Source organism: Streptomyces sp. NPDC025793 (assembly GCF_055558375.1).
The window spans coordinates 111,889-125,141 of sequence record NZ_JBVHMR010000015.1; the positions used below are offsets into that span (position 1 = coordinate 111,889).

The 13,253-nt window shown below is 72.9% G+C and carries 15 protein-coding genes; 10 read left to right on the forward strand and 5 right to left on the reverse strand.

The window, feature by feature from the left end; translation table 11 throughout:
• Positions 1 to 4: 4 nt before the first annotated feature.
• Positions 5 to 1,726, forward strand: coding sequence for a DNA polymerase/3'-5' exonuclease PolX (polX, locus tag ACZ4MF_RS26855; protein WP_467494470.1), 1,722 nt, complete (start codon positions 5 to 7; stop codon positions 1,724 to 1,726).
• Between the two features lie 6 nt (positions 1,727 to 1,732).
• Here the strand turns inward: polX and ACZ4MF_RS26860 are convergent, their stop codons facing one another.
• The gene (locus tag ACZ4MF_RS26860; protein WP_356022431.1) at positions 1,733 to 2,050 is read right to left on the reverse strand and encodes a dsRBD fold-containing protein; all 318 of its coding nucleotides are present in this window, start codon (positions 2,048 to 2,050) and stop codon (positions 1,733 to 1,735) included.
• A gap of 93 nt (positions 2,051 to 2,143) precedes the next feature.
• Between ACZ4MF_RS26860 and ACZ4MF_RS26865 the strand changes: the two genes are divergently transcribed.
• Positions 2,144 to 2,518 carry a YchJ family protein gene (locus tag ACZ4MF_RS26865; protein ID WP_467494471.1) on the forward strand — a complete coding sequence of 125 codons (375 nt, stop codon included), beginning with the start codon at positions 2,144 to 2,146 and terminating at the stop codon, positions 2,516 to 2,518.
• A gap of 5 nt (positions 2,519 to 2,523) precedes the next feature.
• Here ACZ4MF_RS26865 and ACZ4MF_RS26870 read toward each other — a convergent pair whose 3' ends face one another.
• On the reverse strand, positions 2,524 to 3,225 hold the full coding sequence (locus ACZ4MF_RS26870; protein WP_467494472.1) for a FadR/GntR family transcriptional regulator: 702 nt from the start codon (positions 3,223 to 3,225) through the stop codon (positions 2,524 to 2,526).
• Positions 3,226 to 3,365: 140 nt separating this feature from the next.
• Here ACZ4MF_RS26870 and ACZ4MF_RS26875 point away from each other — a divergent pair, with 140 nt between their 5' ends.
• The 4 genes from ACZ4MF_RS26875 to ACZ4MF_RS26890 all read left to right on the forward strand — a co-directional run bounded on the left by ACZ4MF_RS26875 (position 3,366) and on the right by ACZ4MF_RS26890 (position 7,204).
• The gene (locus ACZ4MF_RS26875) at positions 3,366 to 3,881 is read left to right on the forward strand and encodes a gluconokinase (RefSeq protein WP_467494473.1); all 516 of its coding nucleotides are present in this window, start codon (positions 3,366 to 3,368) and stop codon (positions 3,879 to 3,881) included.
• Between the two features lie 100 nt (positions 3,882 to 3,981).
• The gene (locus ACZ4MF_RS26880; protein WP_467494474.1) at positions 3,982 to 5,379 is read left to right on the forward strand and encodes a GntT/GntP/DsdX family permease; all 1,398 of its coding nucleotides are present in this window, start codon (positions 3,982 to 3,984) and stop codon (positions 5,377 to 5,379) included.
• A gap of 10 nt (positions 5,380 to 5,389) precedes the next feature.
• Positions 5,390 to 6,160 (forward strand): SDR family oxidoreductase, encoded by a 771-nt coding sequence (locus ACZ4MF_RS26885; protein ID WP_467494475.1) that lies wholly within the window; start codon positions 5,390 to 5,392, stop codon positions 6,158 to 6,160.
• A 15-nt stretch (positions 6,161 to 6,175) separates the two neighbouring features.
• Positions 6,176 to 7,204, forward strand: coding sequence for an L-idonate 5-dehydrogenase (locus ACZ4MF_RS26890; RefSeq protein WP_467494476.1), 1,029 nt, complete (start codon positions 6,176 to 6,178; stop codon positions 7,202 to 7,204).
• Positions 7,205 to 7,210: 6 nt separating this feature from the next.
• Here ACZ4MF_RS26890 and ACZ4MF_RS26895 read toward each other — a convergent pair whose 3' ends face one another.
• From ACZ4MF_RS26895 to ACZ4MF_RS26905, 3 genes are all read right to left on the reverse strand, one after another.
• Positions 7,211 to 7,837, reverse strand: coding sequence for a cytochrome b/b6 domain-containing protein (locus tag ACZ4MF_RS26895; protein WP_467494477.1), 627 nt, complete (start codon positions 7,835 to 7,837; stop codon positions 7,211 to 7,213).
• Complete coding sequence (locus ACZ4MF_RS26900) at positions 7,821 to 8,561, reverse strand: molybdopterin-dependent oxidoreductase (RefSeq protein WP_467494478.1); 741 nt, start codon at positions 8,559 to 8,561, stop codon at positions 7,821 to 7,823. The genes ACZ4MF_RS26895 and ACZ4MF_RS26900 overlap by 17 nt, the downstream gene beginning before the upstream one ends.
• 118 nt (positions 8,562 to 8,679) lie before the next feature.
• Complete coding sequence (locus ACZ4MF_RS26905) at positions 8,680 to 9,690, reverse strand: hypothetical protein (RefSeq protein ID WP_467494479.1); 1,011 nt, start codon at positions 9,688 to 9,690, stop codon at positions 8,680 to 8,682.
• A gap of 340 nt (positions 9,691 to 10,030) precedes the next feature.
• Between ACZ4MF_RS26905 and ACZ4MF_RS26910 the strand changes: the two genes are divergently transcribed.
• The 4 genes from ACZ4MF_RS26910 to ACZ4MF_RS26925 all read left to right on the forward strand — a co-directional run bounded on the left by ACZ4MF_RS26910 (position 10,031) and on the right by ACZ4MF_RS26925 (position 13,248).
• Positions 10,031 to 10,927, forward strand: a complete 897-nt coding sequence (locus ACZ4MF_RS26910) for a DMT family transporter (RefSeq protein WP_356022455.1) — start codon at positions 10,031 to 10,033, stop codon at positions 10,925 to 10,927.
• A 38-nt stretch (positions 10,928 to 10,965) separates the two neighbouring features.
• Positions 10,966 to 11,511 carry an NUDIX hydrolase gene (locus tag ACZ4MF_RS26915; RefSeq protein WP_467494480.1) on the forward strand — a complete coding sequence of 182 codons (546 nt, stop codon included), beginning with the start codon at positions 10,966 to 10,968 and terminating at the stop codon, positions 11,509 to 11,511.
• A 238-nt stretch (positions 11,512 to 11,749) separates the two neighbouring features.
• The gene (locus ACZ4MF_RS26920) at positions 11,750 to 12,049 is read left to right on the forward strand and encodes a hypothetical protein (RefSeq protein ID WP_356022457.1); all 300 of its coding nucleotides are present in this window, start codon (positions 11,750 to 11,752) and stop codon (positions 12,047 to 12,049) included.
• 167 nt (positions 12,050 to 12,216) lie between these two features.
• Complete coding sequence (locus ACZ4MF_RS26925) at positions 12,217 to 13,248, forward strand: phosphotransferase family protein (protein ID WP_467494481.1); 1,032 nt, start codon at positions 12,217 to 12,219, stop codon at positions 13,246 to 13,248.
• The last annotated feature ends 5 nt before the right edge of the window (positions 13,249 to 13,253 follow it).

Here is a 13,253-nt window from a genome sequence, read left to right on the forward strand (position 1 = left end):
AGGGGTGGCCCGGCCCAACGAGGAGGTCGAGGCGCTCCTGCGGGAGTACGCGGACCTCGTCTCGATCACGGGAGGCGACGCCTTCAAGGCGCGCGCCTACGAGAAGGCGGCGCGTGCCATCGGCGGGTATCCGACGGACATCGCCACGCTGGACCTCGCCGGTCTGCGGGAGATCCCGAACGTGGGCCGGTCGATCGCCGAGAAGGTCGCCGAGTACCTGCGCACGGGGAAGATGGCCGTGGTCGAGGAGCGGCGGGCGAAGATCCCGGCCGGGGTCCGGGAGCTGACCGCGATCCCCGGCCTCGGCCCGAAGAAGGCGCTGCGGCTCTACGAGGACCTGCACATCGCGTCGGTGAGCGAGCTGGCCTCGGCGATCGAGGCGGACGCGCTGGCCGATCTGAAGGGCTTCGGCGAGAAGACGCAGGACAACATCCGGCACGGCATCGAGCTGCTCCAGCAGGCGGGCGCCAGGGTCCCGCTGTCGCTGGCCCTGGAGACGGCCGAGGAGATCGTCGGCGAGCTGTCCGGGGTGAGCGGGTGCAGGCGCTGTGCGTACGCAGGTTCGCTGCGCCGGATGCGGGAGACCGTCGGCGACCTGGACGTCCTGGTCGCGGCGAAGCGGTCGGAGGCGTTCATGGCGGCGCTGTGCGAGCTGCCGGCCACGGCCGAGGTGATCGCGCGGGGCACGAAGAAGACGTCGGTGCGCACCGCGAAGGGGCTCCAGGTGGACCTGCGGGTGGTGCCGCCGGAGTCGTGGGGTGCCGCGCTGCAGTACTTCACCGGTTCCAAGGCGCACAACATCCGCACCCGGACCATCGCCGTGCACCAGGGGCTGAAGCTGTCGGAGTACGGCCTGTTCGACGCGGACAGCGGTGAGTCGCTGGCCTCCCGTACCGAGGAGGAGGTGTACGCCCGGCTCGGGCTGCCGTGGATCCCGCCGACGCTGCGGGAGGACCGCGGGGAGATCGAGGCGGGCCTGCACGGCGAGCTGCCCGAGGTGGTGACGGAGAAGGACATCCGCGGTGATCTGCACACCCACACCGACCTCACCGACGGGCTGGCCCCGCTGGAGGAGATGGTGGCGGCGGCCGCGGCGCGCGGCTACGCGTACTACGCGGTCACCGATCACGCGCCCGACCTGTACATGCAGCGCATGACCGACGAGAAGATCCTCGCCCAGCGGGAGCGGCTGCGGGAGCTGGACGGCGGCCGGCGGAGGATGCGGCTGCTGCACGGCACGGAGCTGAACATCGGCCCGGACGGTGCGGTGGACTGGCCGGACGAGTTCCTGGCGGGCTTCGACCTGTGCGTGGCCTCGCTGCACTCGCACTTCGACCTGGGCAGCGGGGCGATGACGAAGCGGCTGGTGCGGGCCGTCGAGAACCCGTACGTGAACATCCTCGGGCACCCCACGACCCGGCTGATCGGCCGGAGGCGCGGGGTCGACGCCGACTGGGACGAGGTGTTCGCGGCGTGCGCGCGCACCGGCACGGCGCTGGAGGTCAACTCCCAGCCGGACCGGCTGGACCTGCGGGACGAGGACATCCTGCGCGCCCGCGAGCACGGGGTGCGGTTCGCCGTGAACACCGACGCGCACGCCGTCCCGCATCTCGCCGCGTTGCGCTACGGCATCGGCACCGCGCAGCGCGGCTGGCTGACCGGTGAGGACGTGATCAACACGTGGCCGCTGGCGAAGCTGCGGAAGTTCCTGCGCAAGGGGCGCTGAGGAGGCTCATTCCCATTTCCGGTCCATCCACAGCGGCGACAGTTCCTCCATGTCGGCCGCTCCCACGGCCTTCATGTCCCCGTCGGCCGCGCGCAGCAGGATCCGGCCCATGGCGATCAGCGCCCGCCCGGCGGCGAGTTCGTCGCCGATCTCCGGCACGTCGGGGTCGTACGGGCTGCGGCGGGCCTCCGCCCGGCTCTCCAGAACGTTGTCCCCGGTGTCCAGCACGATCCGGGCCGTGGTGTCCGGGTCGTGCTCGGACAGATACAGGTTCAGCCGCCACTCCTTGACGGCCGGGGGACGGCCCCGCATGGAATCGGTCATCGCCCGCCTCGCCTCCCTGCACCGCGCGTCGCCCTTCCACTGTGCACCCGACCCGCAGTGGCCGCCTCTCCTCGGCCGGGCAGAATATGGCCCATGACCTCGCGCACGTGCCCCTGCGGACTCCCCGGGACCTACGACGACTGCTGCGGCCGCCTCCATCGGGGAACCGCCGGCGCGCCGACGGCCGAGTCGCTGATGCGGTCGCGGTACAGCGCGTTCGTGCGGGGGGACGCGGGGTACCTGCTGCGCACCTGGCATCCCCGGACCCGGCCGGAGCGGCTGGAGCTGGATCCGCGGATGCGGTGGACGGGGCTGGAGATCCTGGACAGCACCGACGGGTCCGCGTTCCACACGACGGGCACGGTGACGTTCCGCGCCTCCTACCGGGGCGGTTCGCTGCACGAGCGCAGCCGTTTCGAGCGGGTCGACGGGGCGTGGGTGTACGTCGACGGGGACTTCCTCGACTGACGCGGTCAGGGCGCCAGGATGTCCAGTTCCTGGAGGGCGCCCACGGTGATCTGCCGGGTCAGTTCCTCCGCGCGGGCCGCGTCGCCCTCGCGGACGGCCTCCGCGACCTGTACGTGCAGGGTGACGGCCGCCGGGTCGGGGTCCTCGAACATGACCTCGTGATGGGTGCGCCCGGCCAGCACCTCCGCGACGACGTCGCCGAGGCGGGCGAACATCTCGTTGCCCGAGGCCGTGAGGATCACGCGGTGGAAGGCCATGTCGTGGATCAGGTAGCCCTCCAGCTGGTGGCCGCGTGAGTTGGCGACCATGCCGAGGGCGCACTCGGTGAGTTCGGCGCACTGCCCGGCCGTCGCGTGCCGCGCGGCGAGGCCCGCCGCGACGGGTTCGACCGCGGAGCGCAGCACGGTCAGCGAGCGCAGCTGGTGGGGGCGGTCGGCGCCCGCGAGGCGCCAGCGGATGACCTGCGGGTCGTAGACGTTCCACTCGCACTTGGGGCGGACGGTCACACCCACCCGGCGGCGGGACTCGACCAGGTGCATCGATTCGAGCACGCGGACCGCCTCGCGCATCACGGAGCGTGACACCTCGAAGTGCTGGGCGAGTTCGTCCGTCCGCAGGACGCTGCCCGGGGGGTACTCGCCCCCGGTGATGGCGGGTCCGAGGGAGTCCAGTACATGGCCGTGCAGCCCCCGGCCCGGTGTGCTCATGCACTCAGCGTACGGCCTGGATCACCGACCGAAAAAGTCAGACTTATATGTCACACACTCTTGAATTCGTCGTACCTAATGAGTTTCAGTGTGGCGACGCCGATGTGGCGTCGGATGTCGAGGAAGACAGCGAGGCAGAAATGCGTAGCCCCCAGGTCGTCGTCGTGATGGGCGTCGCGGGGACGGGCAAGACCACCATCGGTCCCTTGCTCGCCGCGCGGCTGGGCGTTCCGTACGCCGAGGGCGACGACTTCCATCCGCCGGCCAACATCGCCAAGATGTCGGCCGGGACCCCGCTGGAGGACGCCGACCGGTGGCCGTGGCTGGACGCCATCGGGCACTGGGCGCACGGGCGGGCCGGACTGGGCGGGGTGGTCAGCAGCTCGGCGCTGAAGCGGTCGTACCGCGACCGGCTTCGGGCCGCCGCCCCCGGGATCGTGTTCGTGCACCTCACGGGCGACCGGAAGCTGATCGAGGACCGGATGGGCCACCGCCAGGGCCATTTCATGCCGACCGCGCTGCTGGACTCCCAGTTCGCCACGCTCCAGCCCCTGGAGCCGGACGAGGCCGGTGTCGCCGTGGACGTCAGCGGCGGCCCCGAGGAGATCACCGAGCGCGCCGTACGGGCGCTGGCCGCCCTCCCCGCCGCCGCGTGAGGCCCGCGTTACCCACGCCTTCGCGTGACCCCCGCATCCGTGCAACCCCCGCCCCGGCGGGACACCCCCGAAAAGTCCCCGTAACCGCAAGGGAACCCCCGTGACCAGACTCAGCGTCGAGATGCTGGCAGCGGACGCGCCTGCGCCGATCACCTCCGCAGGACACGCCCAGCTGGGCATCGCCGTCCTCGTGGGCATCGCCGTGATCGTCCTGCTCATCACCAAGTTCAAGCTCCACGCCTTCCTGGCGCTGACCGTCGGGTCGCTGGCGCTCGGGGCCGCTGCCGGGGCACCGCTCGACAAGACGATCACCAGCTTCACCACCGGGCTCGGCTCCACGGTGGCCAGTGTGGGTGTCCTGATCGCGCTCGGGGCGATCCTGGGCAAGCTGCTGGCCGACTCCGGCGGTGCCGACCAGATCGTCGACACGATCCTCGCCAAGGCGGGCGGGCGCGCCATGCCGTGGGCGATGGTGCTCATCGCCTCCGTGGTCGGCCTGCCGCTGTTCTTCGAGATCGGCATCGTGCTGCTGATCCCGGTCGTGCTGATGGTCGCCAAGCGCGGCAACTACTCCCTGATGCGCATCGGCATCCCGGCCCTGGCCGGTCTGTCCGTGATGCACGGCCTGATCCCGCCGCACCCCGGGCCGCTGGTCGCGATCGCCGCGGTCAAGGCCAACCTGGGCGTGACCCTGGCGCTCGGCATCGTGGTCGCGATCCCGACGGTGATCATCGCCGGTCCGCTGTTCTCCAGGGTCGCGGCCCGCTGGGTGGACGTCCAGGCGCCCGACCGGATGCTGCCGCAGCGCCCCTCGGAGGAGCTGGAGAACCGTCCCGGCTTCGGCGCGACGCTCGCCACCGTGCTGCTGCCCGTCGTGCTGATGCTGGCCAAGGCGCTGGTGGACATCGTCGTGGACGACCCGGCGAACCGGACCCAGCGGGTCTTCGACGTCATCGGCTCTCCCCTGATCGCCCTGCTCGCCGCCGTGATCACCGGCTTCTTCACGCTGGGCCGGGCCGCCGGGTTCGGCAAGGACCGGCTCCAGCAGACGGTCGAGAAGGGCCTGATGCCGATCGCCGGCATCCTGCTGATCGTCGGCGCGGGCGGCGGCTTCAAGCAGACGCTGATCGACTCCGGGGTGGGCCAGATGATCCTGGACATCTCCAGGAACTGGTCGATCCCGGCGCTCCTGCTGGCCTGGCTGATCGCGGTCGTGATCCGGCTGGCGACGGGTTCGGCGACGGTCGCGACCGTGTCGGCGGCGGGACTCGCGGCTCCGCTGGCGGCCGGCATGTCGACCACCCACACCGCCCTGCTGGTCCTCGCCATCGGCGCCGGCTCGCTCTTCTTCAGCCATGTCAACGACGCCGGCTTCTGGCTGGTGAAGGAGTACTTCGGGCTGGACGTCGGGCAGACCGTCAAGACCTGGTCGGCCATGGAGACGATCCTCTCGGTGGTGGCCGGCGGTCTGGTCCTGCTGCTCTCACTGATCATCTAGGGGTACGGCGATGACGGCTCACCCGCTCTTCGACATCAGCGGCCGCACGGCCCTGGTCACCGGCGCCGGCCGGGGCATCGGACTCGCCCTCGCCCGGGGCCTGGCCGAGGCCGGCTGCGCGGTCGTCCTCAACGGACGCGACGCCGGCCGCCTCGCGACAGCGGCGGCACAGCTGCCCGGGGACCGGGACCGGATCCACACGGCCGTGTTCGACGTGACCGACGGCGCCTCGGTGGCCGCCGGGATCGCGGACGTCGAGGAGCGGGTGGGCCCGCTCGACATCCTGGTGAACAACGCGGGCATGCAACTGCGCGCCCCCTTGCTGGAGTTCGCGGACGCCGACTGGCACCGGATCCTGGACACCAACCTCACCGGCCCGTTCCTCGTCGGGCGCGAGGCCGCCCGACGGATGACGGAACGCGGCCACGGCAAGATCATCAACATCTGCTCGCTGCAGAGCGAGGTCGTCCGCCCCGGCATCGCGCCGTACGCGGCGACCAAGGGCGCGCTGAAGATGCTCACCAAGGGCATGTGCGCGGACTGGGGGCCGTACGGCGTCCAGGTCAACGGGCTCGGCCCGGGCTACATCGAGACCGAGCTGACCCGGCCCCTGGTGGACGACGAGGAGTTCGACGCATGGGTGCGCCGGCGCACCCCGGCCGGCCGCTGGGGCCGCACGGAGGACCTGGTGGGCGGCGTGCTCTTCCTGGCCTCGCCCGCGGCCGACTTCGTGAGCGGGCAGATCCTGTACGTCGACGGCGGCATGACGAGCGTCCTGTAGAAAGGAGCGGTGGCCATGCCGGGTTGTGTCATCCACGGCGCGGGCGACCTGCGGGTCGCCGAGCTGCCGATGCCGGTCCCCGGGCCCGGCGAGGCCCTGGTCGCCGTGCGCTACGGCGGCATCTGCGGCTCCGATCTGCACTACTGGCGGCACGGCGGGGTCGGTGACTTCCGGCTCCGGGAGCCGATGGTGCTCGGGCACGAGGTGGTGGGCACCGTGGTGTCCTACGGCGCCGGGGCCACGGGTCCCGCGCCGGGTACGGCGGTCGCCGTGCACCCCGCCACGCCGTGCGGACACTGCCCGGAGTGCGCGGACGGGCGGGCGAACGTCTGCCGGGACACCCGGTACCTGGGCAGCGCGGCCCGCTTCCCGCATGTGCAGGGCGGGTTCGCGGCCCACGTGGCCGTTCCCGCCGATCAGTTGAGGGAACTTCCGGACGGGCTCGGGCTGCGGCGGGCCGCGCTCGCGGAGCCGTTGTCGGTGGCGCTGCACGCGGTGCGGCGGGCCGGGGACGTCACGGGCCGGCATGTGCTGGTGACCGGGGCCGGGCCGATCGGGTGCCTGGTGGTCGCGGCGGCGAAGGCGGCCGGCGCGGCGCGGGTGACGGTGACCGACCTGCTGCCGGAGGCACTGCGGTACGCGGCCGTCGCCGGAGCCGACGCGCTCGTGCGGGCCGACGACCCGGACGACGCCGGATGGCCGGACGAGGCGGACGAGGCGGACACAGCCGTCGAGGCGTCGGGGGCCGTGGGCGGGCTCGACACCTGTCTGCGGCGCGTGCGGCGCGGGGGCGTGGTCGTCCAGCTCGGGATGCTGCCGCCGGGCCGGAGCCCGTTCGCCGGGAACCTCCTGGTGAGCCGGGAGATCGAGCTGCGGGGCGCGTTCCGCTTCGGTGCGGAGTTCGACGACGCGCTGGAACTGCTCGCCGCGCGCGGGGAGTTCGACGGACTGATCAGTCGCGTGGTTCCCGTGGGGGACGCCGAGGAGGCGTTCGCGCTGGCCGCCGACCGCAGCCGCTCCTGCAAGGTGCTGCTGGAGTTCTGAGCGGACTCACGGGCGCCACAGCGGGTGTTCCCGCTTCGCCCAGTCCCTGCTCACCGTCCCCGTGCGCAGGCCCCGTCGCGCCTCCGGGTCGCCCAGGGCCATGCCGATGTGGCCCGCCAGGACCACGCCGATCGTCAGGGCCAGCCAGTCGTGGACGAAGGTCGCCGAGGTGCGCCACATCAGCGGGGCGAGGTGGGTGAACCACATCAGCAGCCCGGTGCCGAGCATGACCAGGGTGGCGCCGGCGATCCAGGCGGCGTAGACCTTCTGGCCGGCGTTGAACTTGCCAGCCGGGCGGGAGGACCGGCGCTTGTCGCGCAGCAGCGCGGCGCGCAGCCACATCCGGTCGTGCGGGCCGAAGCGGTTGAGGAAGCGCAGGTCGGTGCGGAAGGCGCGGGAGGCGAGGCCGAGCAGGACCGGCACCGGCAGGGCGAGGCCCGCGCACTCGTGGACCCGGACGACCAGTTCCCGGCGGCCGACCAGGATCGCCAGCTGCGGGACGTAGAGGATCGCCGCCGTCGCCACGCACACGCCCATCAGGGCGGCGGTGACGCGGTGCACCCAGCGTTCGGCCGGGCTGAAGCGGCGGACCCGGGCGTCCGGCGGGGCCGGGGTGTCAGCTCGTAGGGGCATCGGTCCGTCCGTTCGACTTGCCGACCCAGGCGTCGACGTCGTAGCCGAGGTGCTCCCAGTAGCCGGGCTGGACATGGTCGGTGACCGTGATGCCGGAGAGCCACTTGGCGGACTTGTAGAAGTACATGGGGGCGACGTAGAGGCGGACCGGGCCGCCGTGGTCGTGGCCGATGTCCTTGTCCTGCATGCGCAGCGCGACCAGGATGTCGGGGCGGCGGGCCTGGTCGAGGGTGAGGCTCTCGGTGTAGGTGCCGTCGAAGCAGGTGAAGCGGATCGCCTTCGCGGCGGAGCGGACCCCCGCCGCGTCCAGCAGGTCGGCGAGGCGGACCCCCTCGAAGGGGGTGCCCGGCACCCGCCAGCCGGTGACGCACTGGACGTCCTTGACCAGCCGGGTCTGCGGCAGGGCGCGCAGGTCGGCCAGGGTGTAGGTGCGCGGGTGGTCGACCAGGCCGTCGATCGTCAGCTGGTAGTTCGCGGCCGTCCTGTCCGGCACCGACGCGGCGACGGAGTAGTAGCGGAAGCCGCCGCCGTTGGGCAGCAGGCCGGTCAGGCCCGTGGGGTCCTTGCCGGCGACGGTGCCGAGGAAGCCCTCCATGCCGCGCTGGAGCGTGGGCGCGGCGACCACGCCGAGCGCGCCCAGGCCGAGGGTGCCGAGGAGCACGCGGCGGCCGACGGGCGTGCCGCCCCGCTCACCGTGCCGTTCCTCGGATTGTTCAGAGTTCACGTTTTCATTCGAGCACTCGGGGCTGTGGGGAGCCAGGGAATCGGGGCACCGGTCAGACTTCCGTAATGACTTCTTACATACGCCTCGGAGAGCCGTACGGCTCAGCGGGCCGTGCCGTTCAGCCCACCGTGCCGTTCAGCGCGCGGGCGCGGGCCTCGCGGAAGGAGGCGCGCGGGTCGCGGTGTGCGTAGCACCAGGGCGCCCGGGTGGCGTGCCGGCCGATGCGCTGGAACAGGGCCGCCGCCTCGGCGGGGCGGCCGGCGCAGGACAGCGCGAAGGCGAGGTGGTTGAGGTCGACGTGGCGGCGGGGGTGTTCGTCGTGCTCCCACTCCAGCCACCAGTCGAAGCAGGCGCTGAGGATCCGGCGGGCCCGGGGGCCGGACCAGTGCCCGGAGGCGGCCGGGTCGGCGGAGGCCAGGCCGGTGGCGGCGAGGACCCGGTAGCGCTCGGCGTACGCGACGACCGGCAGGACGGCGAGCGGGGAGTCGGCCGGGGCCTCGGCGGCGGCCAGCTCGGCCAGGTCGTACGCCTCGTGCATCTCGGCGCCCCGGCCGCCCGCGGGCCGCTCGGCGAGCCGGGCGAGGAGCAGGTGGTGGGCGTGGTGGTGCTCGGGGTGGCGGCGGCGCAGCTCGGCGAAGACGCCGAGCACCTCGCGCTCCGGGCCGAGGGTGCGGGCGAGCCGGAGCAGGCCGAGCCAGGGGGTGGGGTCGACGGGGGCGAGGGCGGCGGCCGCGGCGCAGGCCTCGCGGGCCCGGTCGGGGTCCTCCTTGCCGCGCAGGGCGCGGTGGACCTGGGCGAGGGCGGTCAGCGCGGCGGCGTCGGCGGACTCGGGCTCGGCGAGCTGCCAGTCCCGGGCCCAGGCGAGGGCGTACGGCTCGGCGGCGAGCGCGGTGAGGCGGTGGCCCCGGCGGTCCCAGTCGTCGCCCGTGTGCAGCAGCAGGGAGCGGGCGGCCTGCCGGCGTCCCTGGGCCAACGCGGCGCGCGCGGTGAGCAGTTCGCCGTCGTCCAGGGCGTCGTCGTAGACCCCGTGGACCCCCGGACCGTGCGGGCCGGAGCCGTCCGGGGCGGTGTCGCCGGACTGGTCCGTGGGGGCCCGGCCCGCGCCGAGCAGAGGGAGAGGAGGGGGCACCGCGGAACTTCCTGTTTCTCGGGCTGCCATCGACCGATCACGCACAGCAAACCCTCACCCAAGGATCGCGTCAAGCGGAACGCGGCGTTACGAGCTTCAACTTCCGCTTTCGAAGCGGAACTTGACGAACTACGCGCAGGTGGGCCGGGAGGCGGGCGGGGCGGTCGGCGAGCGGTTGTGGCGTACGCCATGGCGCGGACGGACGCGGCCACGGAACATGGCGAGCCGACCGCCCGCCGACTGCTCCGGGTGCGGGCGCTTCCGGGTCGACACCGCCCCCGGGACGCTACAGTCGGCCCTTACACGCCCGTGGTCCGGCCCGATGATCGAGGTACGCAGCGTGTCCGTTCTGGTTCTCCTTGTCGCCGTGAGCGCGGCCTGCTGTCTGGGCTTCGGTTTCGTGCTCCAGCAGAACGCCGCCCAGCAGGCACCGCTCGGCGACTTCCTGTCGTTCCGGCTGCTGCTCGACCTGATGCGGGTGCCGCGCTGGCTGGGCGGGCTCGCCCTGATGGTGTCCGGCATGGTGCTGGGCGCCGTCGCGCTCGGCGAGGGCGAGATCTCCCTGGTGGAACCGCTGCTCGCGACCAACCTGCTGTTCGCGCTCGCCCTCTCCCGGTACCAGACGAAACAGCCCCTGGGCCGGCAGGGCTGGGCGGGTCTGCTGCTGCTCGCGGGCGGGGTGAGCGCGTTCATCACGGCGGGTGAACCGCGCGCCGGGCATGCCGTCACCGATCCGCTGCGGCACTGGCTGATCATCGGCCTGACGGTCGGCGCCGCCCTGGTGCTCACGACGTACGGCAAGCGCTCCCGGCTCAGCTGGGGCCCGGTCCTGCTGGCCACGGCGGCCGGGCTGCTGTACGGCGTGCAGGACGCGCTGACCCGGGTCAGCGGCACCCGCTTCGCCGCCGGCGGCTTCCCGGAACTACTCACCGGCTGGCAGCCGTACGGCGTGCTGGTGTGCGGGGTCACCGGGCTGGTCCTGGTGCAGAGCGCGTTCGAGACGGCCCCGCTGCGCATGTCGCTGCCCGCGCTCACCGCCGCGGAGCCGCTGGCCGGGATCCTGTGCGGGGTGGGCTTCCTGGGCGACCGGCTGCGCACCGACACCGGGGCGCTGGCCTGGGAGGCGGCGGGGCTCGCGGCCGTGGTCGCGGGCATCGTGCTGCTCGGGCTGCACCCGGCGATGCCGTGCGGCCCGGCGCAGGCGCAGCCCCCGGCCCTCGACCTCCAGCGCCGCTGAACCCCGGGGCTGTCACCGGGTCCTGCTTGGATGAGGGCATGAACCCTGCTGACGTGAACTCCTCCGACGTGAACCCCGCCGACGAGATCCTCGACATCGTCGACGAGGACGACCGGGTCGTCGGCCGGTACCCGCGCGGCGAGGCCTACGCCCGGGGCCTGCGCCACCGCTGTGCGTTCATCGAGGTCCGGGACGCGGCCGGCCGGCTCTTCGTGCACCGGCGCACGGCCACCAAGCTGGTCTTCCCCTCGCTGTACGACCTGTTCGTCGGCGGGGTCGTCGGCGCGGGCGAGTCCTACGACGAGGCCGCGCTGCGGGAGGCCGAGGAGGAGCTGGGGGTGAGCGGGCTGCCCCGGCCGGAGTTCCTGTTCAAGTTCCTGTACGACGACGGGGCCGGGAACAGCTGGTGGTCGGCGGTGTACGAGGTGCGCTGCGAGCTGCCCGTGCGCCCGCAGGCCGAGGAGGTCGAGTGGCACGCCTTCCTGCCCGACGAGGAGGTCGAGCGGCGGCTCACCGAGTGGGAGTGGGTGCCGGACGGGCGCGCGGCGTACGAGCGGCTGCGGGCGTTCCGTGCCGGCAGGTGAGCGGCCGGCGGGGTCGGCCGCGTAAGCGACTTCGTGCGGAACGCCCGGCTGCGGTGCGCGCCGGCCGGCCCGGCGTCGTACGACTCTCTCCGCCGCCGTGGCCGCCGTACTCACCGCGAAGGCCGCGCCACGCGTCCCATATGTTCGGATATTTACCATCCGCGCGTAGCCTGTGCGGCGTCGCATCCCGCCACGACCGCCCCCTGCGGGCGAGATCCCGCCCCCGAAGGTGAGCAGCATGACCACCCTTCACCAGGAACACACCGAGCACGGCACACACCGCCACGGTCCGGACTGCGGGCACAGCGCCGTGCCGCACGGCGACCACACGGACTACGCCCACGACGGACATCTGCACCGCGAGCACGAGGGCCACTGGGACGAGTGCGAACCGGCAGGGCACGCCCCGCACCAGGGCCATGAGCACGTGCACCACGACGAGTGCGGGCACGCGCAGGTGCGCCACGGCGACCACGTCGACTATCTGCACGACGGACACCGGCACGCGGAGCACGGGGACCACTGGGACGACCACTGACCCGGGCGGAACCAGGGCCGACGGCTCTCCGGGCGGCGCGCCGGGGAGCCGTCGGCCCGACGTGGCTCCGGTCACGTTCGGACGCGTCTTCGGCACGCGCACTGGACGACATACCGACCGGTCGGCATCATGAACGGGTCCTGTTCACCCGTTCGTAGGAGTGATGTATGAGCGCCGACCACCCGCCCGGACTCGACCTGGACCGGCTGCGCGCCCTGCTCGACCGCGAGCGCCCCGGTCTCGTCGCCGGCCCGCTGACCGGCCGGCTGATCGAGGGCGGCCGGTCGAACCTCACCTACGCGCTCTCCGACGGCACCTCGAAGTGGGTCGTGCGGCGGCCCCCGCTCGGCCATGTGCTGGCCACCGCGCACGACATGAAGCGCGAGCACCGCGTGATCAGCGCCCTCCACCCGACGCAGGTGCCGGTGCCGCGTCCGGTGCTGCTGTGCGAGAACCCCGAGGCCACGGAGGTGCTCGGGGCGCCGTTCTACGTCATGGAGTTCGTGGAGGGCACTCCGTACCGCACGGCGGAGCAGCTCGCCCCGCTGGGCGCCGAGCGCACCCGGAACGCGCTGCTGTCCCTGGTGGACACGCTGGTCGAGCTGCACGCGGTGGACCCCGCCGAGGTGGGCCTCGCCGACTTCGGCCGCCCCGAGGGCTTCCTGGACCGCCAGCTGCGCCGCTGGGGCAAGCAGCTCGACGCCTCCCGCAACCGCGAACTGGCGGGCATCGACGAACTGCACGCGGCCCTCGGCCGGGAGCTGCCCGTCTCCCCCGCCCCGGCCGTCGTGCACGGCGACTACCGCCTCGACAACGTCCTCATCGGTGAGGACGACCGGATCAAGGCGATCCTCGACTGGGAGATGTCCACCCTCGGCGACCCGCTGACCGACCTGGGCCTGCTGGTGATGTACAGCCGCCCGCTGGAGCTGCCGGACTCCCCCATCTCCACGACCGCGACGGCCGTCGGGCACCCCTCCCCCGAGGAGCTCGTCGAGCGGTACGCCGCGCGCTCGGGGCGCGACGTGTCCGCCGTCTCCTGGTACACGGCGTTCGCCTGGTTCAAGCTCGCCGTGATCCTGGAGGGCATCCACTACCGGTACACGCTGGGCCAGACGGTGGGGCGCGGCTTCGACCGGATCGGCGATCTCGTACCCGTCTTCATCGACCACGGACTGACCACTCTTCAGGAAGGCTGATCCAG

Coding starts and splice junctions, on each gene's coding strand:
- ACZ4MF_RS26860 (WP_356022431.1), bottom strand. CDS start 2,050: ATGACCGATTCCATGCGGGGCCGTCCCCCGGCCGTCAAGGAGTGGCGG.
- ACZ4MF_RS26865 (WP_467494471.1), top strand. CDS start 2,144: ATGACCTCGCGCACGTGCCCCTGCGGACTCCCCGGGACCTACGACGAC.
- ACZ4MF_RS26870 (WP_467494472.1), bottom strand. CDS start 3,225: ATGAGCACACCGGGCCGGGGGCTGCACGGCCATGTACTGGACTCCCTC.
- ACZ4MF_RS26875 (WP_467494473.1), top strand. CDS start 3,366: ATGCGTAGCCCCCAGGTCGTCGTCGTGATGGGCGTCGCGGGGACGGGC.
- ACZ4MF_RS26885 (WP_467494475.1), top strand. CDS start 5,390: ATGACGGCTCACCCGCTCTTCGACATCAGCGGCCGCACGGCCCTGGTC.
- ACZ4MF_RS26890 (WP_467494476.1), top strand. CDS start 6,176: ATGCCGGGTTGTGTCATCCACGGCGCGGGCGACCTGCGGGTCGCCGAG.
- ACZ4MF_RS26895 (WP_467494477.1), bottom strand. CDS start 7,837: ATGCCCCTACGAGCTGACACCCCGGCCCCGCCGGACGCCCGGGTCCGC.
- ACZ4MF_RS26915 (WP_467494480.1), top strand. CDS start 10,966: ATGAACCCTGCTGACGTGAACTCCTCCGACGTGAACCCCGCCGACGAG.
- ACZ4MF_RS26920 (WP_356022457.1), top strand. CDS start 11,750: ATGACCACCCTTCACCAGGAACACACCGAGCACGGCACACACCGCCAC.
- ACZ4MF_RS26925 (WP_467494481.1), top strand. CDS start 12,217: ATGAGCGCCGACCACCCGCCCGGACTCGACCTGGACCGGCTGCGCGCC.